General features: G+C 64.2%; 20 protein-coding genes. 3 read left to right on the forward strand and 17 right to left on the reverse strand.

What is annotated here, in order from left to right; genetic code table 11:
- The 7 genes from O3301_RS10965 to fur form a co-directional block, all read right to left on the reverse strand.
- The gene (locus O3301_RS10965) at window positions 1-741 is read right to left on the reverse strand and encodes a GGDEF domain-containing protein (protein ID WP_251348081.1); all 741 of its coding nucleotides are present in this window, start codon (window positions 739-741) and stop codon (window positions 1-3) included.
- Between the two features lie 3 nt (window positions 742-744).
- A complete protein-coding gene (locus O3301_RS10970; RefSeq protein ID WP_077406607.1) occupies window positions 745-1,143 on the reverse strand; it encodes a DUF1987 domain-containing protein in 399 nt (132 codons plus the stop codon).
- Between the two features lie 22 nt (window positions 1,144-1,165).
- Window positions 1,166-1,723 carry a SiaB family protein kinase gene (locus O3301_RS10975; protein WP_071076508.1) on the reverse strand — a complete coding sequence of 186 codons (558 nt, stop codon included), beginning with the start codon at window positions 1,721-1,723 and terminating at the stop codon, window positions 1,166-1,168.
- A gap of 64 nt (window positions 1,724-1,787) precedes the next feature.
- Window positions 1,788-2,945 carry a SpoIIE family protein phosphatase gene (locus O3301_RS10980; protein ID WP_305056397.1) on the reverse strand — a complete coding sequence of 386 codons (1,158 nt, stop codon included), beginning with the start codon at window positions 2,943-2,945 and terminating at the stop codon, window positions 1,788-1,790.
- A 240-nt stretch (window positions 2,946-3,185) separates the two neighbouring features.
- A complete protein-coding gene (locus O3301_RS10985) occupies window positions 3,186-3,776 on the reverse strand; it encodes an NAD(P)H-dependent oxidoreductase (protein WP_305056356.1) in 591 nt (196 codons plus the stop codon).
- Window positions 3,777-3,835: 59 nt separating this feature from the next.
- The gene (locus O3301_RS10990; protein WP_099667280.1) at window positions 3,836-4,201 is read right to left on the reverse strand and encodes a MerR family transcriptional regulator; all 366 of its coding nucleotides are present in this window, start codon (window positions 4,199-4,201) and stop codon (window positions 3,836-3,838) included.
- Between the two features lie 69 nt (window positions 4,202-4,270).
- Window positions 4,271-4,708 carry a ferric iron uptake transcriptional regulator gene (gene fur, locus O3301_RS10995; protein WP_099667281.1) on the reverse strand — a complete coding sequence of 146 codons (438 nt, stop codon included), beginning with the start codon at window positions 4,706-4,708 and terminating at the stop codon, window positions 4,271-4,273.
- 240 nt (window positions 4,709-4,948) lie between these two features.
- Between fur and O3301_RS11000 the strand changes: the two genes are divergently transcribed.
- Entirely contained in the window at window positions 4,949-5,845 is an 897-nt protein-coding gene (locus tag O3301_RS11000; protein ID WP_305056357.1) for a LysR family transcriptional regulator, read from the forward strand.
- Window positions 5,846-5,991: 146 nt separating this feature from the next.
- Window positions 5,992-6,606, forward strand: a complete 615-nt coding sequence (locus O3301_RS11005; protein WP_289916259.1) for an OmpW family protein — start codon at window positions 5,992-5,994, stop codon at window positions 6,604-6,606.
- A 92-nt stretch (window positions 6,607-6,698) separates the two neighbouring features.
- On the opposite strand, the gene O3301_RS11010 is transcribed toward O3301_RS11005, so the two are convergent.
- The 9 genes from O3301_RS11010 to O3301_RS11055 all read right to left on the reverse strand — a co-directional run bounded on the left by O3301_RS11010 (window position 6,699) and on the right by O3301_RS11055 (window position 15,878).
- Window positions 6,699-7,526 (reverse strand): MetQ/NlpA family ABC transporter substrate-binding protein, encoded by an 828-nt coding sequence (locus O3301_RS11010; RefSeq protein ID WP_099667284.1) that lies wholly within the window; start codon window positions 7,524-7,526, stop codon window positions 6,699-6,701.
- Between the two features lie 32 nt (window positions 7,527-7,558).
- The gene (locus O3301_RS11015; RefSeq protein WP_046683994.1) at window positions 7,559-8,233 is read right to left on the reverse strand and encodes a methionine ABC transporter permease; all 675 of its coding nucleotides are present in this window, start codon (window positions 8,231-8,233) and stop codon (window positions 7,559-7,561) included.
- Window positions 8,226-9,035, reverse strand: a complete 810-nt coding sequence (locus tag O3301_RS11020) for a methionine ABC transporter ATP-binding protein (RefSeq protein WP_289910706.1) — start codon at window positions 9,033-9,035, stop codon at window positions 8,226-8,228. The genes O3301_RS11015 and O3301_RS11020 overlap by 8 nt, the downstream gene beginning before the upstream one ends.
- Before the next feature lie 185 nt (window positions 9,036-9,220).
- Entirely contained in the window at window positions 9,221-10,372 is a 1,152-nt protein-coding gene (locus O3301_RS28590; RefSeq protein ID WP_369812187.1) for a TonB family protein, read from the reverse strand.
- Window positions 10,372-10,992: a biliverdin-producing heme oxygenase gene (locus O3301_RS11035; RefSeq protein WP_305056358.1), complete on the reverse strand. Its 621-nt coding sequence runs from the start codon at window positions 10,990-10,992 to the stop codon at window positions 10,372-10,374. The genes O3301_RS28590 and O3301_RS11035 overlap by 1 nt, the downstream gene beginning before the upstream one ends.
- Before the next feature lie 35 nt (window positions 10,993-11,027).
- Entirely contained in the window at window positions 11,028-13,949 is a 2,922-nt protein-coding gene (locus O3301_RS11040) for a TonB-dependent receptor (RefSeq protein ID WP_305056359.1), read from the reverse strand.
- A 101-nt stretch (window positions 13,950-14,050) separates the two neighbouring features.
- On the reverse strand, window positions 14,051-15,046 hold the full coding sequence (locus O3301_RS11045) for a FecR domain-containing protein (RefSeq protein ID WP_305056360.1): 996 nt from the start codon (window positions 15,044-15,046) through the stop codon (window positions 14,051-14,053).
- An 8-nt stretch (window positions 15,047-15,054) separates the two neighbouring features.
- On the reverse strand, window positions 15,055-15,570 hold the full coding sequence (locus O3301_RS11050) for an RNA polymerase sigma factor (RefSeq protein ID WP_305056361.1): 516 nt from the start codon (window positions 15,568-15,570) through the stop codon (window positions 15,055-15,057).
- A 71-nt stretch (window positions 15,571-15,641) separates the two neighbouring features.
- Window positions 15,642-15,878, reverse strand: coding sequence for a hypothetical protein (locus O3301_RS11055; protein WP_251348087.1), 237 nt, complete (start codon window positions 15,876-15,878; stop codon window positions 15,642-15,644).
- A 26-nt stretch (window positions 15,879-15,904) separates the two neighbouring features.
- Here O3301_RS11055 and O3301_RS11060 point away from each other — a divergent pair, with 26 nt between their 5' ends.
- Window positions 15,905-16,471, forward strand: a complete 567-nt coding sequence (locus O3301_RS11060) for a YceI family protein (RefSeq protein WP_099667289.1) — start codon at window positions 15,905-15,907, stop codon at window positions 16,469-16,471.
- A 73-nt stretch (window positions 16,472-16,544) separates the two neighbouring features.
- Here O3301_RS11060 and O3301_RS11065 read toward each other — a convergent pair whose 3' ends face one another.
- Window positions 16,545-18,353: an NAD(P)/FAD-dependent oxidoreductase gene (locus O3301_RS11065; protein ID WP_305056362.1), complete on the reverse strand. Its 1,809-nt coding sequence runs from the start codon at window positions 18,351-18,353 to the stop codon at window positions 16,545-16,547.
- Window positions 18,354-18,463 lie beyond the last annotated feature (110 nt).

The raw sequence follows: 18,463 nt of genomic DNA on the forward strand, positions 1-18,463 counted from the left end.
TCAGCTTTCCAGCCACTGGCGCACGCAGTTGCGCCCCTCGCGCTTGGCCTGGTACAGGGCCTGGTCCGCGTGGCTGTAGGCCGTCTCGAAGGCCGTGCCGGCGCGGTTCCAGCTCAGGCCCACGCTGACGGTGATGGCGCGCGTGATGGGCGCCGCATGGCGCTGGCGGCCGACGCTCTCGCAGATGCGCTGCGCCACCTGCGCCGCGTCGTCGCGCGAGGAAGTGGGCCAGACCACGGAAAACTCTTCGCCGCCGACCCGGCCGATGGCCGTTTCCTGTCCCAGCAGTGCCTTCAGGCAGTCCACCACTGCCTGGATCACGCCGTCGCCGGCCGGGTGGCCGAAGTCGTCGTTGACCTGCTTGAACAAGTCGATGTCGAGCACGATCAGCGCCATGTCGCCCTGCGCCAGGCAGCGCGAGGCGTGGTCGATCACGGCGCCGCGGTTCAGGGCGCCCGTCAGCGGGTCGTGCGTGGCGCGGTATTCGAGCTGGCCGGCCAGGGTTTGCAATTGGCGGTTCAGCAAATGCATGTCGCGCTCGGCGCGGTCGCTGCGGCCGATCAGGCGCCGCGTCTCGCGCATCAGCCGTTCGTAGTGATTGATCAGTTCACCGAGCACGCGCCGCTGCGCCTCGCCGCTGGCGTGAGTATCGGCGTGCATGCGGCGCGCGGCAGCCAGCGCCGCCGCTTCCACGGTGAACAGGTCGGGCTCCAGGTCGGACTCGGAGATGGCGGCGCGCATGCCCTAGCTGCCCTGCACGGGATGGTCGTGGAAGTCCAGCGCCGTAAAGTCCTGCTGCAGCTCCTGGCCGAATTCCAGGATGGTGTCGTCGTCCTCGTCGTGATACCAGTTCAGGCGCACCTGGTTGCCATCGACGGCCGCCTGGTTCAGGGTGTCGAACAGGGTAAACAGCATCTTCGTGCTGGAGCTGTTGAAGTAGGCCAGCGAGACGTTGACGGTGATGGCGCTTTCGCGGCAGCCTTCCAGGTAGGCGCGCACGGCGGCGATCAGCGGGCCATAGAAGGCGGCTGCGTTTTCCGGATACGACTCGCCCTTGATCGACAGGGTGTGCTGCTCGAAACGGAAGTCGATTTCGGGCGAACTCGGGGTCGCGGCGATGAACAGTGGTGACGGTAATTGCATATGCTTTCCTGAGTCGGCTCTTTCAAATGATGGCTTTGATGCAGAAGATGGTGTGGCCCGGCTCCTGGGGATCCTGGACGAATTCGAATTCCAGCGGCTCGCTGGCGTCGCGCGCCATGGTCAGAAAACCCAGGCCCGCGCCCTTGCTGTCGGCCGGCGCTTCCTCGCGCAGGGCCTTCTTGTACGCCAGGCGGATTTCTTCCATCGTCATCGTGTGCAGCGGCTCCAGCCGGGCGCGGATCTGCGCCACGTTGTCCGTCGAGACGGGGTTGGCGCACAGGAGAAAAAAGCTGTCGCCGCGCGTGCCGATGCAGAACGAGCCGCGCCGCATCTGCTGGTCCAGCTGCGCATCGGGCGTCAGGCTGTCCGCCGAATAGTGCATGATGTTTTGCGACATCTCGATGAACGAGGAAAAGATGCGCCGCCGCGTGGGCCCGGCCGCGCCGGCCGTGTCGAGGCGTGCCTTGATGGTTTCGGAAATGGCGCTGACCACGTGCTGCGAGAAATAGCCCACGTAAAAAAAGATGATGTTGCGCTTGCGCGCCACATCCCAAAACTCGTTGAATTCTTCGTACAGCACGTCCGTGCTCCTGGCTAGCCGGTGACCCGGTTTCTTGTTGATAAGGTGGCTCGATGGCGCCTGACTACAGGCGAAAACAGAAAAAGGTCAGGTCGTCGCGGCGCGGCTGCTTGCCTTGCCATGCCGCGCTGTCCTGCAGCAGCGCCGCCGCCACGTCGCCGGCGGGCGCGTCGCGCTGCGCCAGCAGCTGTTCGCGCATGCGCCGCTTGCCGTAGGCGATGTCGCGCGCGCCGCCGATCTGGTCGAGCAGGCCGTCGGTGGTGAGGAACAGCAGGCTGCCGGCGGGAATGTCCAGCGTCTCGTTGTGCCAGCAGTAGCCGGCCGGCGTGTCGACATAGCCCACGCCCATGCGCGCGCCATCGATGGCGCGCACGGCCTCTTCGCCCGGCGCGACCACGTGCAGCGCCAGTTTCGCCCCCGCGAAACGCAGGCTGGCGCTGGCCGTGTCGTAGCACAGGAAGGCGCAATCCATGCCGTCGTTCGAGCCGGCGTGGCCGGTGGCTTCGCCGCTGCTGGCGCCGTCCTGGCCCAGCAGGGTCTTGATGGCGCGGCTGACGGCGCCGATCAGGGCGGCCGGATCGTGCGGCCCCAGCTCGCGCAAGGCCTGGCTCAGGGCCGACGAGGCGATCAGGGTCATGAAGGCGCCCGGCACGCCGTGGCCGGTGCAGTCGGCGATGGCGGCAAACCAGCCGCCCGCGTGGCGCTCGAAGAAGTAAAAATCGCCGCCGACCACGTCGCGCGGCTGCCATTCCAGGTGCGCGTCGGGCAGGGTGGCGCGCAATTCCGCATCGGAGGTGCGCAGCAGCGCGCGCTGGATTACGCTGGCGTAATCGATGCTGTGCATGATTTGCCGGTTCTTTTCCGCCTGCATGGTGGCGACCACGTTCATCAGCTGCAAGCCGAAGCCCACGCCGGCCAGCGCGCCATCCTCGGTGATGATGAAGCCGTCGGCCAGCGCCTTCTCGCCCGCTTCCACGGCGCGGAAGGTGAGGTCTTCGATGCTCATGGCGCCGTCGACGATCAGCGGCTCCTTGTCCATGAAGGCGATGCAGCTTTTCTTGCCGTACACTTCGTGATAAAAGGGCTTGGACATCTGCGACATGAAGATGTTGCGGCTGATCAAGCCGATGGGCTTCTGCTGCTCCGTGACGGGCAGGCTCATCATGTCGCGCCGTTCCGTGAACAATTCCAGCACGGCGAAATTGCTGGCGTCGGCCTGCACGGATTCCGTGGGAATGCACAGATCAGCCGCCACGGACGTGCGATAACGGGGAAGATGCAATCGAGAAGCGTTGAACTCCACAGCGGCTACCTTTACATGACGATCGGACCCTTGTTGTCGCGACGGCAAGGCGACTGACAAACAGGCAATATCATCATGGTAGCCTTGGAATATGACGGCTTGATTACCAGCTTGTCAAAACCGTATGCAAGATGGCTGCATGGCAAGCCGTTGCCGGGCTTACAGATGGCGCGCCAGCGTCTTGGCCTGGGCCAGCCAGCGCGCGCGTTGCGGCTCGGTGGAGTCGAGGATGGGGCCGAAGCTGGCCACCCTGACGGGTTTGATGCCGCAAAATTCCAGCGTCGTCTTGCGCAACTGGTGGATGCCGGGCATGCGGTAGACCCAGCGGAAATACCAGGGCGGCGTGTCCATCGTCACCAGCAGCTGGGCCGTGCGGCCCTTCAGCAATTGCGCCGGGAAAGCCTTGCCGGGGCGGTACTTGAAAGCGTAGCCGGGCAGGAAGACGCGGTCGACGAAGCCTTTCAGCAGGGCTGGCGCGCCGCCCCACCAGATCGGGTAGGCGAACACCAGGTGTTCGGCCCAGCTGATGGCTTCCTGCGCGGCCAGCAAGTCCGCTTCCAGCGGCTGCACCTGGCGGTAGCCTTCGTGCAGGATGGGATCGAAGTCCAGCTGGCCCAGGCGCAGTTCGCGCACGGTGTGGCCCGCGCTGCGGGCCGTGGCGGCATAGGCCTCGGCCAGGGCGGCGCAAAAGCTGTCGCCCGACGGGTGGCCGAGGAGTATCAAAATGCGCTTGGGTGTCGTCTTGGTCATGGTGCAGGCTGTCCGTTAAAGAAGAGCTTGCATGCTAAAGCCTGCCCCTGGGGGCAGAGTCAAGCGGCCGCTTGAAGGTATTGGTGTGCCAGGCAGTCGTGGATTTCCGTGTCGATGTCGGCCAGTTGGGCGTCGAGCTGGCGCAGGCGGGCGATATCCTGCTGTATCTGCGTGCGCTTGGCGGCGATGTGCTGCGACAGGGCGGCCCAGTCCGTATCGTCGCCGGCCAGGATGGGCAGCAGTTCGGCCAGGCGGAAGCCCAGCGCCTGCGCCTGGCGTATGAGTTTGACTTGCGCCAGGTCTTGCTGCGTGTAGACGCGGTAGGCGCCGGCGCGGCGCACGTCGCCCAGCAAGCCCAGCGCTTCATAGTGGCGCAAGGCCTTGGGCGAGGTGCCCGCCAGGCGGGCGATTTCTCCGATGTACATGGGTGATCCTTTCTCAAGCTTGAGCGAATCTTACCGCAAGGCAGCGGCGCCCAAACGGCCCAGGCATCCTCAGGCCCGGCGCGGCGGCACTTTCTTCGCCGTGCACTCGGCGCAGGTGCCGTACAGCGACAGCGCGTGCTCGTGCAGCACGAAGCCCCGCTCGGCGGCGATCTCGTTCTGGCGCAGTTCGATGCCTTCGTCGACGAATTCATCGACCTTGCCGCAACCCGTGCAGACCAGGTGGTCGTGGTGCTGGCCTTCGTTCAGTTCGAAGACGGCGTGGCCCGATTCGAAATGCCGGCGAAACAGGATGCCCGCTTCGGCAAACTGCATCAGCACGCGGTAGATGGTGGCCAGGCCCACGTCGATCTTTTCAGCCAGCAAGAGTTTGTAGACATCGTCCGCACTCAGGTGCTTGATCGTGCCTTCTTGAAACAGCTGCAGAATCCGCAAGCGGGGGATGGTCACTTTCAAGCCCGATTCACGCAGTTCCCTCAATATATCCATGTCTCCCATTCCTTTTTGTAGTCGCCCTAGCGAGGTATTGCATTATATCGCAAATGATAATCATTACCATTCTCATGTGTGTACTGTAAATAGTATGCCGCGCGGGCGGGCGGCAATCCAGTGACATCGGCGCAAGTGGCGCTTGCGTGGCGGGCAACTGATGCCAGCAGTATTGGTTGCCGATGAAAAGTGGCGGTCGAATCGCTATACTGTGCAGCAAGGAATAACAATGGAGGGAGCATGGACCGATTTGATGCGATGCGCATCTTTACGCGCATCGTCGAACTGCGCAGTTTTACGCAGGCGGCGCATGACCTCGGCTATCCGAAGGCCACCGTCACGCATGCGATCAAGCAGCTGGAAGCGCGTCTGCGCGTGCGCCTGCTGCAGCGGACCACGCGGCAAGTGACGCCCACGCCCGATGGCGACGCGTATTACCAGCGCTGCGTGCGCCTGCTGGCGGACCTGGAAGAAACGGAAGCCGTGTTCAGTTCGGCGGCGCAGCAACCGGCCGGCAAGCTGCGCATCGACTTGCACGCGACCCTGGCCATGCACTTCGTCATGCCCGTGCTGGACCGGTTCTGCGCCCGCTATCCGCTGATCGAACTGGAAATCGGCATGGGCGACCGCCTCGTCGACCTGGTGCGCGAAGGCGTCGATTGCGTGCTGCGCGTGGGCGAACTGGGCGACTCGTCGATGGTGGCGCGCCGCGTGGCGCTGCTGGAACAGGTGACGTGCGCCAGCCCCGCCTATCTGGCCGTGCATGGCACGCCGGAGCATCTGGCGCAGTTGGATGGCCACCGCGCCGTCAATTTCTTTTCCGCCCAGACGGGCAAGGTCTGGCCCTTCGATTTCAAGGTGGAGGGCCAGCGCCGCAGCGTGGCCTTGCCGGGCACCGTGTCCGTCAACAATGCGGACGCATATCACGCCTGCTGCCGCGCGGGCATGGGCTTGATCCAGGCGCCCCGTTATCACCTGGAGCGGGCGCTGGCGGCTGGCGAACTGGTGGAAGTGCTGCGGGACTGGCGGCCCGATCCGCTGCCCGTGTCCGTGCTGTATCCCCACCACCGGCAATTGTCGCCGCGCGTGCGCGTCTTTGCCGACTGGGTCGCCAGCCTGTTTGCCGACGTGCATTGATGCGCTGCAATACGGCAATTTTTGACTTGGGCAAAGGAAAAAATCCCTCTGGTGATGCCATATAGCACTATTTGATGTGGATCAAAGTTTTTGTTGCACTGCACTCTTAGACTTCGCAGCGTTACTTAACGACAGAGGAAAACATAATGAAAACGTCCGCAACTGCAGCAGCAATCGTCCTGGCCGCCATCGGCGCATTCGCCGGCAACGCCATGGCACAGGAAAGCCCATGGCTGGTCCGTGCGCGCGCCGTGCATATCGATCCGGCCGATAAATCTACTCCTGTTGGTGGCTTCGGCGCATCGGACCGCTTGACGGTCAGCAGCAAGACGATTCCTGAAATCGATATTTCGTATTTTTTCACCCCGAATATCGCTGCCGAGCTGATCCTGACCTACCCGCAAAAGCATGATGTCAAGCTCGATGGCGGCCAAGTCGGCACCTTCAAGCACCTGCCGCCGACCCTGTCGCTGCAATACCACTTCATGCCTGAAAAACAGTTCAGCCCTTACGTGGGTGCCGGCGTGAACTACACGAATATCTCGGGTGTCAAACTGCCCGGCCTGCGCCTGGAACACGACAGCTGGGGCTTCGCGCTGCAAGCCGGTGTCGACTACAAACTGGACAAGAACTGGTCCTTGAACTTCGACATCAAGAAAGTGCAGATCCGCAGCGACGTACTGACCGCTGCTGGCGGCAAGGTCAGCGAAGTCAAGATCGATCCTATCCTGATCGGCGTAGGCGTCGGCTACCGCTTCTAAGCAGTGATGGCGCCCGGGTGGCGCGCAGAATAAAAAAAGACGGCCAGGTGTGAACCTGGCCGTCTTTTTGTGTGCAGCGCTTTGCTTTCGCCTTATTTTTTCAGCGTCTTTTCCAGCGCCAGCTGGTAATCCGTCTTTTCGTAGCCGGCCAGGTATTTGTTCGTCGCGTCGAGGAAGGCGCGCGAGCGGTAGGCCGCTTCCAGGTCCTTGACCCATGGCTTGGCCTTGTCGGCCGTGCGGATGGCCACCAGGTTGATGTAGCTGTCCGAAATCTTTTCCACGCTCAGGGCCGACGTCAGCTTCATGCCGGCGGCCAGGGCGAAGTTGCCGTTGACGAAAGCGTAGTCGGCGTCGGCCAGCGAACGTGGCAGCTGCGCCGCTTCCAGCGGTACCAGTTTCAGCTTCTTCGGGTTTTCCAGCACGTCGCGCTCGGACGCGCGCAGCGGGTCGACGTTCGGTTTCAGCTTGATCCAGCCCATCTTGGCCAGCATCACCAGCGCGCGCGCCTGGTTGGTCGGGTCGTTCGGCATGGTGATGGTGGCACCGTTCTTGACTTCCGCCAGCGTTTTTTGCTTGCCGCCGTACAGGCCGATCGGCATGGTCGGCACGGTGATCAATGAGCTCAGTGGCAGCTTGTTATCGGTGGCGAACTTGGTCAGGTAGACGATGTGCTGGAACACGTTGGCATCCAGCGAGCCTTCGGCCAGTGCGTAGTTCGGCTGCACGTAGTCGTTGAATTCCACGATCTTGACCTTGTAGCCCTGTTTTTCCAGGATAGGCTTGATGCCCAGCTTCAGCTGGTCCGAATACGGGCCGGAGCTGGTGCCGATGACGAGTTCTTTCGGGTCCTTGGCGTGGGCGGCGGTGGCGAAGGCCAGGCTGGCAGCGGCCAGGAGCAGGTTGCGGCGAATGTGGTTCATGCTTTTCCTTGTACTGAAATACTGAATATGAATTAACGTTTGTCGAGGCGCTTGGCGATGCGCGTGCCGGCGAACTGGATGGTTTGCACCAGCACGATCAGGATGGCCACGGTGGCGACCATGATGTCCGTCTCGAAGCGGTAGTAGCCGTAGCGGATGGCCAGGTCGCCGATACCGCCGCCGCCCACCACGCCGGCCACGGCCGAATACGACAGGAAGCTGATCGACAGCACGGTCAGGGCCAGCACCAGGCCGGAACGCGCTTCCACCAGCAGCACGCGGAAGATGATCTGCATTTCCGACGCGCCCATGGCGTGCGCCGCTTCGATCACGCCGCGCGGCACTTCGCGCAGGTTCTGTTCCACCAGGCGCGCCAGGTAGGGAATGGCGGCGAACGACAGCGGCACGCTGGCCGCCAGCGGGCCGATCGAAGTGCCCGCGATGATGCGCGTAAACGGCGTCAGGGCGACCAGCAGGATGATGAAGGGGAAGCTGCGCACGGTATTTACCAGCCAGCCGAGGATCGTCGACAGCGGACGGTTTTCCAGCGACTGGCCTTCCGAGACGAGGAACAGCAGGATGCCCAGCGGGCCGCCGATCAGGATGGCGGCCGTCAAGCCGATGCCTAGCATGGTCATGGTCTGGCCCAGCGCCACCCAGATTTCCGGCAGCAGGTTGATGACGTTATTGATCGATTCTTCAAACATGTGTTGCATCCTTCCATGCGGTGGCTTCAAACGCCTCGGTGCCGTAATAAGCCAGCTCGCGTCCCAGCGCCGTCTTGCGCGGGGTAGCCGTGTCGCTCAAATCGAATTGTTCGGCGATGGCGCCGCTTTCCACGACGGCGACCCGGTTGCAGATGGCGCCCAGCACCGACAGCTCATGGCTGACGATGACGATGGTCACGCCCAGACGCGCATTGATATCGCGCAAGGTATCGAGCAGGGCGCGCGTCGTTTCCGCGTCCAGCGCGGACGTCGGTTCGTCGCACAGCAGCACGTCGGGGTGGCTGGCCAGGGCGCGGGCAATCGCCACGCGCTGTTTCTGCCCGCCCGACAATTGCGCCGGATAGCTGTGCAGCTTGTCGGACAAGCCCACCAGCGCCAGGCATTCCTCGACGCGGGCGGCGATGTGCTCGCCCTTGGTGGTGCCATGGATTTTCAGGGGAAAGGCGACGTTGTCGAACACGCTGGCGTTTTGCAGCAGATTGAATTGCTGGAAAATCATGCCGATATTCTGGCGCGCGTCGCGCAAGTCGCCCTTGCTCAAGCTGGTCAATTCGCGCCCGGCGACCGTGATGCTGCCGCTGTCGGGACGCTCGAGCAGGTTAATCAGGCGCAGCAAGGTCGATTTGCCGGCGCCGCTCTTGCCGATCAGGCCGAAAATATCACCGGGATAGACTTCCAGCGTGACCGATTTGACCGCGTGGAATTGTTCGCCCTTGGGCAGCGCGAAGGTCTTGTTTGCGCCATCGATGCGAATCACCGGCGTACGGTGTGGTGTGGTCATGCAGTGTTTCCTTTTTTATTGGACCGTGACAGGCGCGCTTGCAGGGGCCAAATCGCCCAGCCTGTTACGTCGGTTGCGTAGTATACCTCCGATCGTGTTATTACTCCTACGACAGAATCTTGCTTTGAATATGCAAATAATGTCTATATGGGTGTTTGGCGAGAGTAAAAGCGGTTTTTAAGCGATCAGCCGATGGAAAATTCGACGGGAATCGATAATTCCAGCGGCTCCGGCCGTTCCTTGGGGATACGCGGCAGTGGCGCCGCCCGTTGCAAAGTGTCGAGCGCGGCCTGATCCAGCGCTGCGGAACCGGAACTGCGCTCAATGGCGGCCGCCAGCACCTGCCCGTCGCGGTCGATGCGGCAGCGCAGGTACACCACGCCCTGTTCCTGCTTCGCGCGCGACGCCGTCGGATAGCGGCGGAAGCGCTCCATGCGCGCCAAAACCTTGCCTTCCCAGCTCGATACGCCGCTGCGCAGCTCCTGTGGCGCGGGCGGCAGGGCGGGCGAGGGAGGCGCCGCCGCGACAGACGCCGTGGCCACCGGTGCCGGCGTAACGGGGGCAGGGCGCACCTCGGCGACGGCCGCGACGGCCTCGGCTTGCGGCGGCATGGGCGCGGCATCCGGCTGCGGCGGCACGAATTGCGGCAGGGCTGGCGCTGCTTTTTTGGCAATGGCGCGCGACGGCGCGGCCGCGGCGCTGGCCTGTTCAGCAAGATTCTGCTCCAGCGGGCGGGGCGGGGCGGCGGCCGGCAGGAACAGCAGCATGGCCGGTTGCGCGGAGTCGGGCGCGATGGCCAGCACGGGCGCTGCAGGCGCGCGGTGGTACACGGCCCATCCCAGCAGGGCGCCGTGCATGGCGAAGACCGTGGCGATGGTCAGCGGCTTGTGCCAGTCCGCCGGCGGCGTCTTTTCTGGTGCTGGCACCGGCGCCGGCCCTTCCGGGCGGCGCAGCAGATAGATGATGACGGCGATTTCCATCGTTGCCACGAGGGCGATGACCCACCAGGGCGGATGGCCGAGGCACATGGCGACAAAGCCGATGGCCATGCCCAGGCAAGCGAGGACCTTGCCGCGCCGCGACACGGCGCGGTGTTCGCGCCACTGGCGCAGCGGCGCGCCGAAGCGCGGGTGGTGCAGCAGCCAGTGTTCCAGGCGTGGCGAGGCGCGGCTGAAGCAGGCCAGCGCCAGGATCAGGAAGATCGTCGTCGGCATGACGGGCAGCAGGGCGCCGATCACGCCCAGCGCCACCATCAGCATGCCGGCGGCCGTCCAGGCCCAGCGGCGCAGCCGTGCCGTATGCGCTTCCGCGCCGGCCTGGATTACTGGCTCTTCCATCAGGCGCAAGCCTCCACGTGGCCATGCATGCGCAGGAAGGCGGCGCGCGCGCCGTCGATCACGCGCGCTTCACCGGCGGCGTCAAGGACGGCCGTATCGAGCACGGACGTAAAATCGCGCCAGTGGCGTGCGCGTCCGTCCGGATGGCCGGCCAGGTGGCGCGCGCCGTGATGCTCGTCCAGGCCGATCTTGCCGGCCAGCTTATACAGGATGGCCGCGCCCAGCTTCGAGCCTTCGCTCACGTACAGCCAGCCCAGCGCCGTGGCCAGGTCCAGCTGCGCGTCGAACGGCGGCGTGGCCGCATCGGCCGGCAGGACGGTGCCCAGGTCGCGCAGGTCGGCCGCGATGCTGGCGTAGCGGCGGCGCTGTTCCAGGTCCGGCAGCAGGGCGGCCAGCTGCGCGTTGTCGTACAGCGCGTCGACATCGCGCAGGAACGCGTATTGCGCCTGCAGGAAGCGCGCGTAATTGTCGCGGCTGGAAAACGGCGCGCTGGCCATGATGCGCTGGTCCAGCAAGTCGTGGGTGGCCATGGTGTCGGCTTTCAGGCGCTGGCTGCGGCTAGGGGCCGCGTTAATCGGAACGGTGTTCAAGGTGCTGCTGGTGTCGCTTGCTGCATGCATGGAGTATCTGCTCTCTATTATAAGGATGAATCAAATCAGAAACGAACGCCAAGCGTGACGCGCGCCGTGCGGCCCGGCCCCGGCATCAGGCTCAGGGTCAGCGGATCGAGGTAGTAACGGTCCGTCAGGTTGTCCACCGCCACGTCGACGGTGGCGTTGGGCGTGATCTTGTAGCTGGCGAACAGGTCGGCCAGGGTGTAGGCCTGCGTCAGCACCTGCGGCGAGGTGCCCGTCCACGACTGCCACACGGCCTTGTCGTCCTGGCGCGCCAGCGGATGGCCGACGTGCGTCAGGCGCGTGCCGACGGTGAGTTTTTCCTGCAGCCAGCGCGTGCCCAGGGTCAGGTTGGCGCTCAGCTTGGGCTGGATATGGTTGCTCACGTAGGAACTGGAAAAGCCGATGGGCGAGCAGTCGGGCGTGTTCCAGATATCCGATTCCCACTTGCTGGCCTTGCGCAAATAGGCCGCCGTGGCCGCGTCGCAGATCAGGGTCTTGCGGTTCCAGGTGCCGGAAAAGTCGGCAAACACGCTACCTCGGTCATATGACGACTGCAGTTCGATGCCCGAGACGCTGTATTTGTCCGTGTTCGCCATCGAGAAATTCTGTGCGTAGGCCGGCAAGTCGGGAATCGGGCGGCGCGTGATGTAGCCGTGCGTGACGTTGTCGAAATACGCCACGCGCAGGCGCAGCTTGTCGGCGGCGCTCCACACGCCATCCTTGATCACGCTCACGCCCACTTCGCGGTTGTGGCTGCGTTCGGCGTTCAAGGGCGACGAATACGTGGCCGAGAAGCCCATCGTCGATTCGTACAGGCTGGGCATGCGCAAGCCGCGCGCATCGCGCAGGAACAGGCTGACGCTGTCGGACAGGCGCGCCGTCAGCGCAAACGTGGGCGCAAAACCGTGGTCCTTGCGGCGGATCGGCGTGCTGTACTTGAACAGGCCGGGAATGGCGTCGCGATAGACATAGCCATTGCCGCTCCACTGGTCCACCTGCGAGACGTCCAGCGGCGCCGGCTCGGTGCCGTAGTTTTCCACCATGCCGCCCACCAGCGCGGGATTGGTGGCGGGCGTGAACCGGCCCTGCGCATCCTGGTACCACTTCGCTGCGCCGATCTGATCGCCGTCCTTGTCCCACATGGTGACCCATTGCCAGCCTTGCGGATGGTATTGCTGCTCGGCGCGGCGGTTGCGGTCGCGCGTATCGAAGCGCTGGAAGCGTCCGCCCGCCTCGACACTCAGCCAGTCGCGCGCCTGCCACTGCAGCGAGGCGAAGGCGCTTTGCTCGTGGCGCTTGCCGTTGCGCAGGGTGTGATTGGCGTTCAAGTCATCATCGAGGATGCGCACGCTGTCGGCCGGGCCGATATCTTCATTTTGCAAGGACAGGCCGTAATCGAGCTTGAGCGCACCCATGCCGGTGGCGAAGCGCGAGGTATTCGTCAGGTCCGCGCCGACGCGGCGCGCCTGGTTCTTTGCCAGGTACAGCACTTCCACGCATTCCTTGCATTCGTGGTCGCCCGGATTGGTCTTGCCTTCCAGCGGATTGCTGAAGATATCGCCGTTGCGCGACTTGCTCTGCATGTCCGTCAGCCACAGGTTGGCCTTCAGGTCGATCAGGTTCTGGCCTTCCGGCTTCCATTCGTAGCGCGCCGTCAGCGCGTTCGTGCGCACCTGGCTGGGGTCCCATTGCGGGATGCTGCCGGTGCTGTTGCGGTAGATTTGCGAGGGCATGATTTCGCCATAGCTGCTGTCGAAATAGCGGTAGCCCAGCTCCAGCTTCTGTTCGTGCGGCAGGCGCAGGTTGGCCTTCAGCAGGGCCGAGGTGGTGCGGTTGGCCGTGTTCAGCACTTCGTCGCCTTTCTTGAAGAACTGCGTCACGCCATCGTCGCCACCCCATGCATTGGGCAGCTGATAGCGTTCGAAACCGCGCGTGCCGGAAAAATAATTGCCGATGCTGCGCTGGCTGATGGCGGCCACCAGGTCGTAGTCGTCCTGGCGCGTGGCCACGGCGATGCTGCCAAAGCCGCTGCGCGGGTTGCCCAGCTTGTTGCGGTGCGTGCGCGGCGCGCTGCCGAAATCGTCTGGCGCCGAGACGCTGTTGTCCTGGATGCCGCCGCGCAGGCGCACGCCCGTGCGCTGGCCCGGTCGCAGGATGTCTTCGGGGCGCAAAGTCTGCATGCTGACCATGCCGCCGATGGCGCCCGCGCCTTGCGCCGACAGGTTCGGCCCCTTGTCGATGCGGATGGCGCTGATCAGGTCAGGGTCGATGTAGCTGCGGTCGGCGATACCCGCGTAACCGCGGTAGACGGTGGACGATTGCAGGCTGCCGTCGATCAGCACGGGCACGCGGCCCTGGCCCTGCATGCCGCGCACGTTGACGTCGACGGCGCCGCTGTTGCGGCTGTCTCCCACCTGCACGCCGGCTACGCCCTTGAAGATGTCGGCCGGCGAGGTGCCGCGGAAGCGTTCGATCTGTTCGCGCCCGATGTAGGCGGACGAGGCGGACGTGACGTAGGGCAGGTCGGCCGGGTCCGTGTCGTCCGTCTCGAACGTGCCGCTGCCGCCCTGGCCATTCACGCGCAGGGTGCCGATCTGCACGGCGCCTGCGGCGACGGGGGCGGGCGCGCTGATGATGATGGTCGTGCCGCCTTGCAGCTGCGCCTGCAGGCCGCTGCCGGCCAGCAGCTGGCGCAGCGCCTCGGGCAGCGAATGGCGGCCTTGCAGCGGCGCGCTTTGCCGTCCCTGCGTCAGGCGCGCGTCGGCCAGCAGCACCATGCCGGCCTGGCGCGCCAGTTCGTTCAGCGCGCGGTTCAAGGGCTGCGCGGGGATGTGCCATTCGACCTGCGCCACCGGCGCGGCGGCGGCATGCACGGCGGGCGTGGCGAAGGCCAGGCCGATGGCCAGGAAGAGGGGAGACAGGCGGGCGTGCAAGGGATGGCGCGGTGGAGTCATATGCATGTTTTTCCTATGGTGATGTGGTGATCCTTCATAGTTAAAACGAATGAGTCTCATTTACCCTGACGTGCGGATGCATTTTATTTCGCTGCATGTGGACTACATCAGCGGGCGAGAATGTGCAGCTTGCCGTCCTGGCGCTGCAGGCGCACGGGCAAGGCCAAGGGCAGGGCGGCGGCAAACTGCGCCGGCAGCTTCGCGTCGAAGCTGCCGTTCAGGCGCAGGCCGGCCAGGGCCGGGTCGTCAAGCACGAGGCCCGAATCGCCATAGCGCTCGAATTCGGCCAGCGCCTCGGCCAGGGTGGCGTCCTCGAAATCGAGGCGCCCGGCACGCCAGTTGCCCACCGCTTGCGCGCTGACCCTGGCCAGCGCTTGCACGCCCTGCGGCGTGACGGTGACCGTGTCGCCCGCCCGCAGCACTTCGGCATGCGCGCCGGCTTCGCTTTCCACGCGCACCGTACCTTGCGCCACGCTCACCTGGGTCGTGGCGCCCACGTGGCGCACTGAAAAATGCGTGCCCAGTACCGTCGCCGTCGCCGCTCCCGCGATGACCTGGAACGGACGCGCAGGGTCGGCCTGCACATGGAACATGGCCTGGCCGCGCAGCAGGCGCACGCTGCGCCGGTCGCGGTACAGGGCCACGTCGACGGCGCTGCCGCTATCGAGTTCGATGCGGCTGCCGTCGGGCAGGACTTGCGTGGCGAACTGGCCGCGCGCCGTGCTGTAATCGTGCTGGAAGCCGGGGCGCTGCAGATGGCCGGCCAGCGGCCAGGCCAGCAGGCCGCACAGCAGCAGGCAGCCGCCGGCCAGCGCGCCGCGCGGCGGGAAAGAGGCCGCCTGGCGCAGCCGCCGCAGCAGCGATGACGGCACGCCCGCCGCCGGGACGGGCTGGCTGAAGGCCGCCACGCGCTGCGCCGGCAGGCTGGCCAGCAGCGCATCGGTGCGGGCCAGCGCCTGCCAGGCCTGCTGGTGGCGCGGGTCCGCTTCCAGCCATTGCTGCAATGCCGCCAGGTCGTGCGCGGCCAGACCCGCGTCGCGGCGCAGCAGCCATTGCGCCGCCAGGAAGTCGATGTCGTCGGCCGTCGTGTCTTGTGATGTCATGTGCTGTTTCATAGCGTATCCCGCTCGGGCAAGCCTTTTTTACAGGCGAGCATGCCGTTGATGATGTGTTTTTCCACCATGTTGACGGAGATACCCATCTGTGCGGCGATCTCGATCTGGCTCAGGCCATCGAACTTGTACAGCGCGAAAGCCTGGCGGCAACGCGGCGGCAAGCCCTCGATGATGAGCAGCAGGCGTTCCATGGTCTGCCGGTCGTGCAGCCGTTGCTCGGGTTCATCGGCGCGCGGCGCGCGCAGCTGCATGTGCGGCTCGTCGAGCGCGTCATGGGGCCGCCTCTGGTGCAAGCGCTGTTCGTCGATGGCGATGTTTTTCGCCGTGACGTACAGCAGGGCGCGCTGGCCGCTGTCGGGCGGCGTATCGCCATGCAGGGTGCGGGCGCCGCCTTGCGGCTGGCGCGCCAGGAGGCGGGCGTAGGCTTCCTGCACCACGTCCTGTGCCTTGTCGCGGCATCCCGTGGAGCGCGAAATCAGGCGCAGCAATTCCTGGTAATAGCGTTCAAGCACCGCGCATGTCCCCGTGATCAAAGCGCGCCATGATAGCAAGCCCATCAAATAATAACAAGAATCATTCTCATTTATGATGTAATCTGAGGCGCCGGATAACGCTGGATATTTTTGGCAATGCAGACAATAATCGGCAGCAGAAGGCGCTGTCGCAGAGAATATTGCCATGTATTATCGATTTTATCGATGCTAACTAGGTATATTTTCCGTTTTACATCGATCTTCATGCCATGCATAATCTGTTGCAACTGAAGCCAGACAATCAGCCGCATGCGCCAGTCGCCTGCAGCCGGTTGCGGTTTTGACATCCTCCACTTTCTGTTAGGAACCTACAATGAAAAAACTGCTCGCTTTTATCGCCGCCGCCGGCTTCTCGCTGTCCGCCGTTGCCGCTCCTGAAGTCTATGTCATCGATGGCAGCCACACTTTCCCCCGCTTCGAGTACACCCACATGGGCTTCTCGACGCAGCAAAGCCGTTTCAATAACACCACCGGCAAGGTCACCCTGGACCGCGCCGCCAAGACGGGCGCCGTCGAAGTGCTGATCGACACCAAATCCGTCGACACGGGTTCGACCCTGTTCAACTCGCACATCCAGGGCGAAGATTTCCTCGACACGGCCAAGTTCCCGGTCGCCACCTACAAATCGACCAAGTTCAATTTTGACGGCGACAAGCTCGCTTCCGTCGACGGCAACCTGACCCTGAAAGGCGTGACCAAGCCAGTCACCCTGACCGTCACCTCGTTCACCTGCGCACCGCACCCGATGCTGAAAAAAGACGCTTGCGGCGCCAACGCCACGGCCAAGATCAAGCGCTCGGAATTCAACGCAGGCAAATATGCGCCAGCCGTCAGCGATGACGTCACGCTGACGTTTGCCATCGAAGCCATTAAGCAGTAATTGTTGGCTGCATGATGCAAAATGGCGGCGGACTTCGGTCCGCCGCCATTTTTTTATCTGCTTGCCCCTGCCATCACGCCAGGTGATGCACTTCCTGTTGCCCATACACGGGGGTGGTCAAGCCTTCCATGCGCGCCTTCAGTTGCAGCGACAGGTATTGCGAGTAGTGGCGCGACTGGTGCAGGTTGCCGCCGTGGAACCACAGGGCTTGCTGCTGCGTGGGTTTCCACATATTGCGCTGCTCGCCCTCCCACGGGCCCGGGTCTTTCGTCGTGTCTGACCCGAGTCCCCACACCTTGCCCACCTTGTTGGCCACTTCCGGCGAGATCAGATCGGCCGCCCAGCCATTCATGGAGCCGTAGCCGGTGGCGTACACCACCAGGTCGGCCGGCAGCTCGGTGCCATCGGACAGCAAGATGGAATGGGTTGTCAATTCCTGCACGCCGACGCCGCTTTTCAGCTTGATCTTGCCCTCGGCGACCAGCTCCGAGGCGCCCACGTCGATGTAGTAGCCGGAGCCGCGGCGCAGGTATTTCATGAACAGGCCCGAATCGTCGTCGCCGAAATCGAGCATGAAGCCCCGTTCTTCCAGGCGCGCATAAAAGTCCGCGTCGCGCTCGCGGATGGCCTTGAAGACGGGCTTCTGGAAGTCGGCCAATATCTTGTATGGAATCGAGGCGAACGTCAGGTCGGCCTTGGCCGTCGTCATGCCGGCGGCCAGCGCCCGTTCCGAATACAGGTCGCCCAGGGCCAGGTCCATCAAGGAATCGGACTTGACGATGTGCGTCGACGAGCGCTGCACCATGGTCACGTCCACGCCCGCTTCCCACAGGGCGGCGCAGATATCGTGCGCGGAATTGTTCGCGCCGATGACGACCACCTTCTTGCCGACATACGCGTCCGGCCCCGGGTGCTGCGACGAGTGCTGCTGCTCGCCCTGGAACACGTCCATGCCCTTGAACTTCGGCATGTTCGCCTTGCCCGACATGCCCGTGGCCAGCACCAGCTGCTTCGGTTTCAGGGTGACGGGCTGGCCGTCGCGCAGCACTTGCACCGTCCACTCGCCGGACGCTTCGTCGAAGCTGGCCGATTCGCAGGAAGTCGAGCCCCAGTAGTTCAGTTCCATCACCTTGGTGTACATTTCCAGCCAGTCGCCCACCTTGTCCTTGGGCGTGAAGACGGGCCAGTTGTCGGGGAAGGGGATGTACGGCATGTGGTCGTACCAGACGGGGTCGTGCAGGCACAAGGACTTGTAGCGCTTGCGCCAGCTGTCGCCCGGGCGCGCGTTTTTCTCGATGATGATGGTGGGGACGTTCAGCTGGCGCAGCCGCGCACCGAGCGCGATGCCGCCCTGGCCGCCGCCGATGATGACGCAGTAGGGCTGGCGCGCGTAGCCCAGTTCCTTTGCTTCCTGCTCGCGGTGCTCCAGCCAGCTGCTGCGGTTGGTGCGCGCGCCGTGTTCCGCGCCCATGGGCCGCCGGCCGCCCTTGGCTTCCTCAAAACCCTTCAATTCGCTCATGGTGGTGAGCAGGGTCCAGATCTTGCCGTCGCGGATGCGGATGAAGCCCACGCCGCGCGCCACCTTCGTTTCCACCGTGATCCAGCTTTGCAGCACGCCGCCGGCCTCGCTGGCGTGTTCGCCGTCGGCGATGCGGATGGAGAGCGGCTGCACGGCGCCCAGCTGGGCGGCCAGCATGGCGGCGATCTGCTCGCGGCCTTCCAGGGTTTTCAAATTCCAGGTAAACAGCACCAAGTCGCGCCAGTAGCCGTCCTGTTCGAACAATTGCGCGGCGCCCGTGCCGTCGCTGGCGCGCAGCGCGCCTTCGAGCTGCTCCAGGATGCCGGCCACGGCCAGGTCGTGCGGGTTGCTATCGGTTTGCATCGTGTCTCCTCCAAGTCTGCTGACTTTATGATGGGATGCGGCTGTGTTGCCGCTGACGATGTTGTAACACTGGCGTTCCGGCGCTGCATTGCGCAGCGCAGCATGGCTGA

Source organism: Janthinobacterium sp. SUN211 (assembly GCF_030587315.1).
Classification (GTDB): domain Bacteria; phylum Pseudomonadota; class Gammaproteobacteria; order Burkholderiales; family Burkholderiaceae_D; genus Janthinobacterium; species Janthinobacterium kumbetense.

Bases quoted from the DNA above. Each gene is read 5' to 3' on its own strand.
- O3301_RS10965 (WP_251348081.1), bottom strand. From the start codon at position 741: ATGCGCGCCGCCATCTCCGAGTCCGACCTGGAGCCCGACCTGTTCACC.
- O3301_RS10970 (WP_077406607.1), bottom strand. From the start codon at position 1,143: ATGCAATTACCGTCACCACTGTTCATCGCCGCGACCCCGAGTTCGCCC.
- O3301_RS10985 (WP_305056356.1), bottom strand. From the start codon at position 3,776: ATGACCAAGACGACACCCAAGCGCATTTTGATACTCCTCGGCCACCCG.
- O3301_RS10990 (WP_099667280.1), bottom strand. From the start codon at position 4,201: ATGTACATCGGAGAAATCGCCCGCCTGGCGGGCACCTCGCCCAAGGCC.
- fur (WP_099667281.1), bottom strand. From the start codon at position 4,708: ATGGATATATTGAGGGAACTGCGTGAATCGGGCTTGAAAGTGACCATC.
- O3301_RS11000 (WP_305056357.1), top strand. From the start codon at position 4,949: ATGGACCGATTTGATGCGATGCGCATCTTTACGCGCATCGTCGAACTG.
- O3301_RS11005 (WP_289916259.1), top strand. From the start codon at position 5,992: ATGAAAACGTCCGCAACTGCAGCAGCAATCGTCCTGGCCGCCATCGGC.
- O3301_RS11010 (WP_099667284.1), bottom strand. From the start codon at position 7,526: ATGAACCACATTCGCCGCAACCTGCTCCTGGCCGCTGCCAGCCTGGCC.
- O3301_RS11015 (WP_046683994.1), bottom strand. From the start codon at position 8,233: ATGTTTGAAGAATCGATCAATAACGTCATCAACCTGCTGCCGGAAATC.
- O3301_RS11020 (WP_289910706.1), bottom strand. From the start codon at position 9,035: ATGACCACACCACACCGTACGCCGGTGATTCGCATCGATGGCGCAAAC.
- O3301_RS28590 (WP_369812187.1), bottom strand. From the start codon at position 10,372: ATGGAAGAGCCAGTAATCCAGGCCGGCGCGGAAGCGCATACGGCACGG.
- O3301_RS11035 (WP_305056358.1), bottom strand. From the start codon at position 10,992: ATGCATGCAGCAAGCGACACCAGCAGCACCTTGAACACCGTTCCGATT.
- O3301_RS11040 (WP_305056359.1), bottom strand. From the start codon at position 13,949: ATGCATATGACTCCACCGCGCCATCCCTTGCACGCCCGCCTGTCTCCC.
- O3301_RS11045 (WP_305056360.1), bottom strand. From the start codon at position 15,046: ATGACATCACAAGACACGACGGCCGACGACATCGACTTCCTGGCGGCG.
- O3301_RS11055 (WP_251348087.1), bottom strand. From the start codon at position 15,878: ATGTCAAAACCGCAACCGGCTGCAGGCGACTGGCGCATGCGGCTGATT.
- O3301_RS11060 (WP_099667289.1), top strand. From the start codon at position 15,905: ATGAAAAAACTGCTCGCTTTTATCGCCGCCGCCGGCTTCTCGCTGTCC.
- O3301_RS11065 (WP_305056362.1), bottom strand. From the start codon at position 18,353: ATGCAAACCGATAGCAACCCGCACGACCTGGCCGTGGCCGGCATCCTG.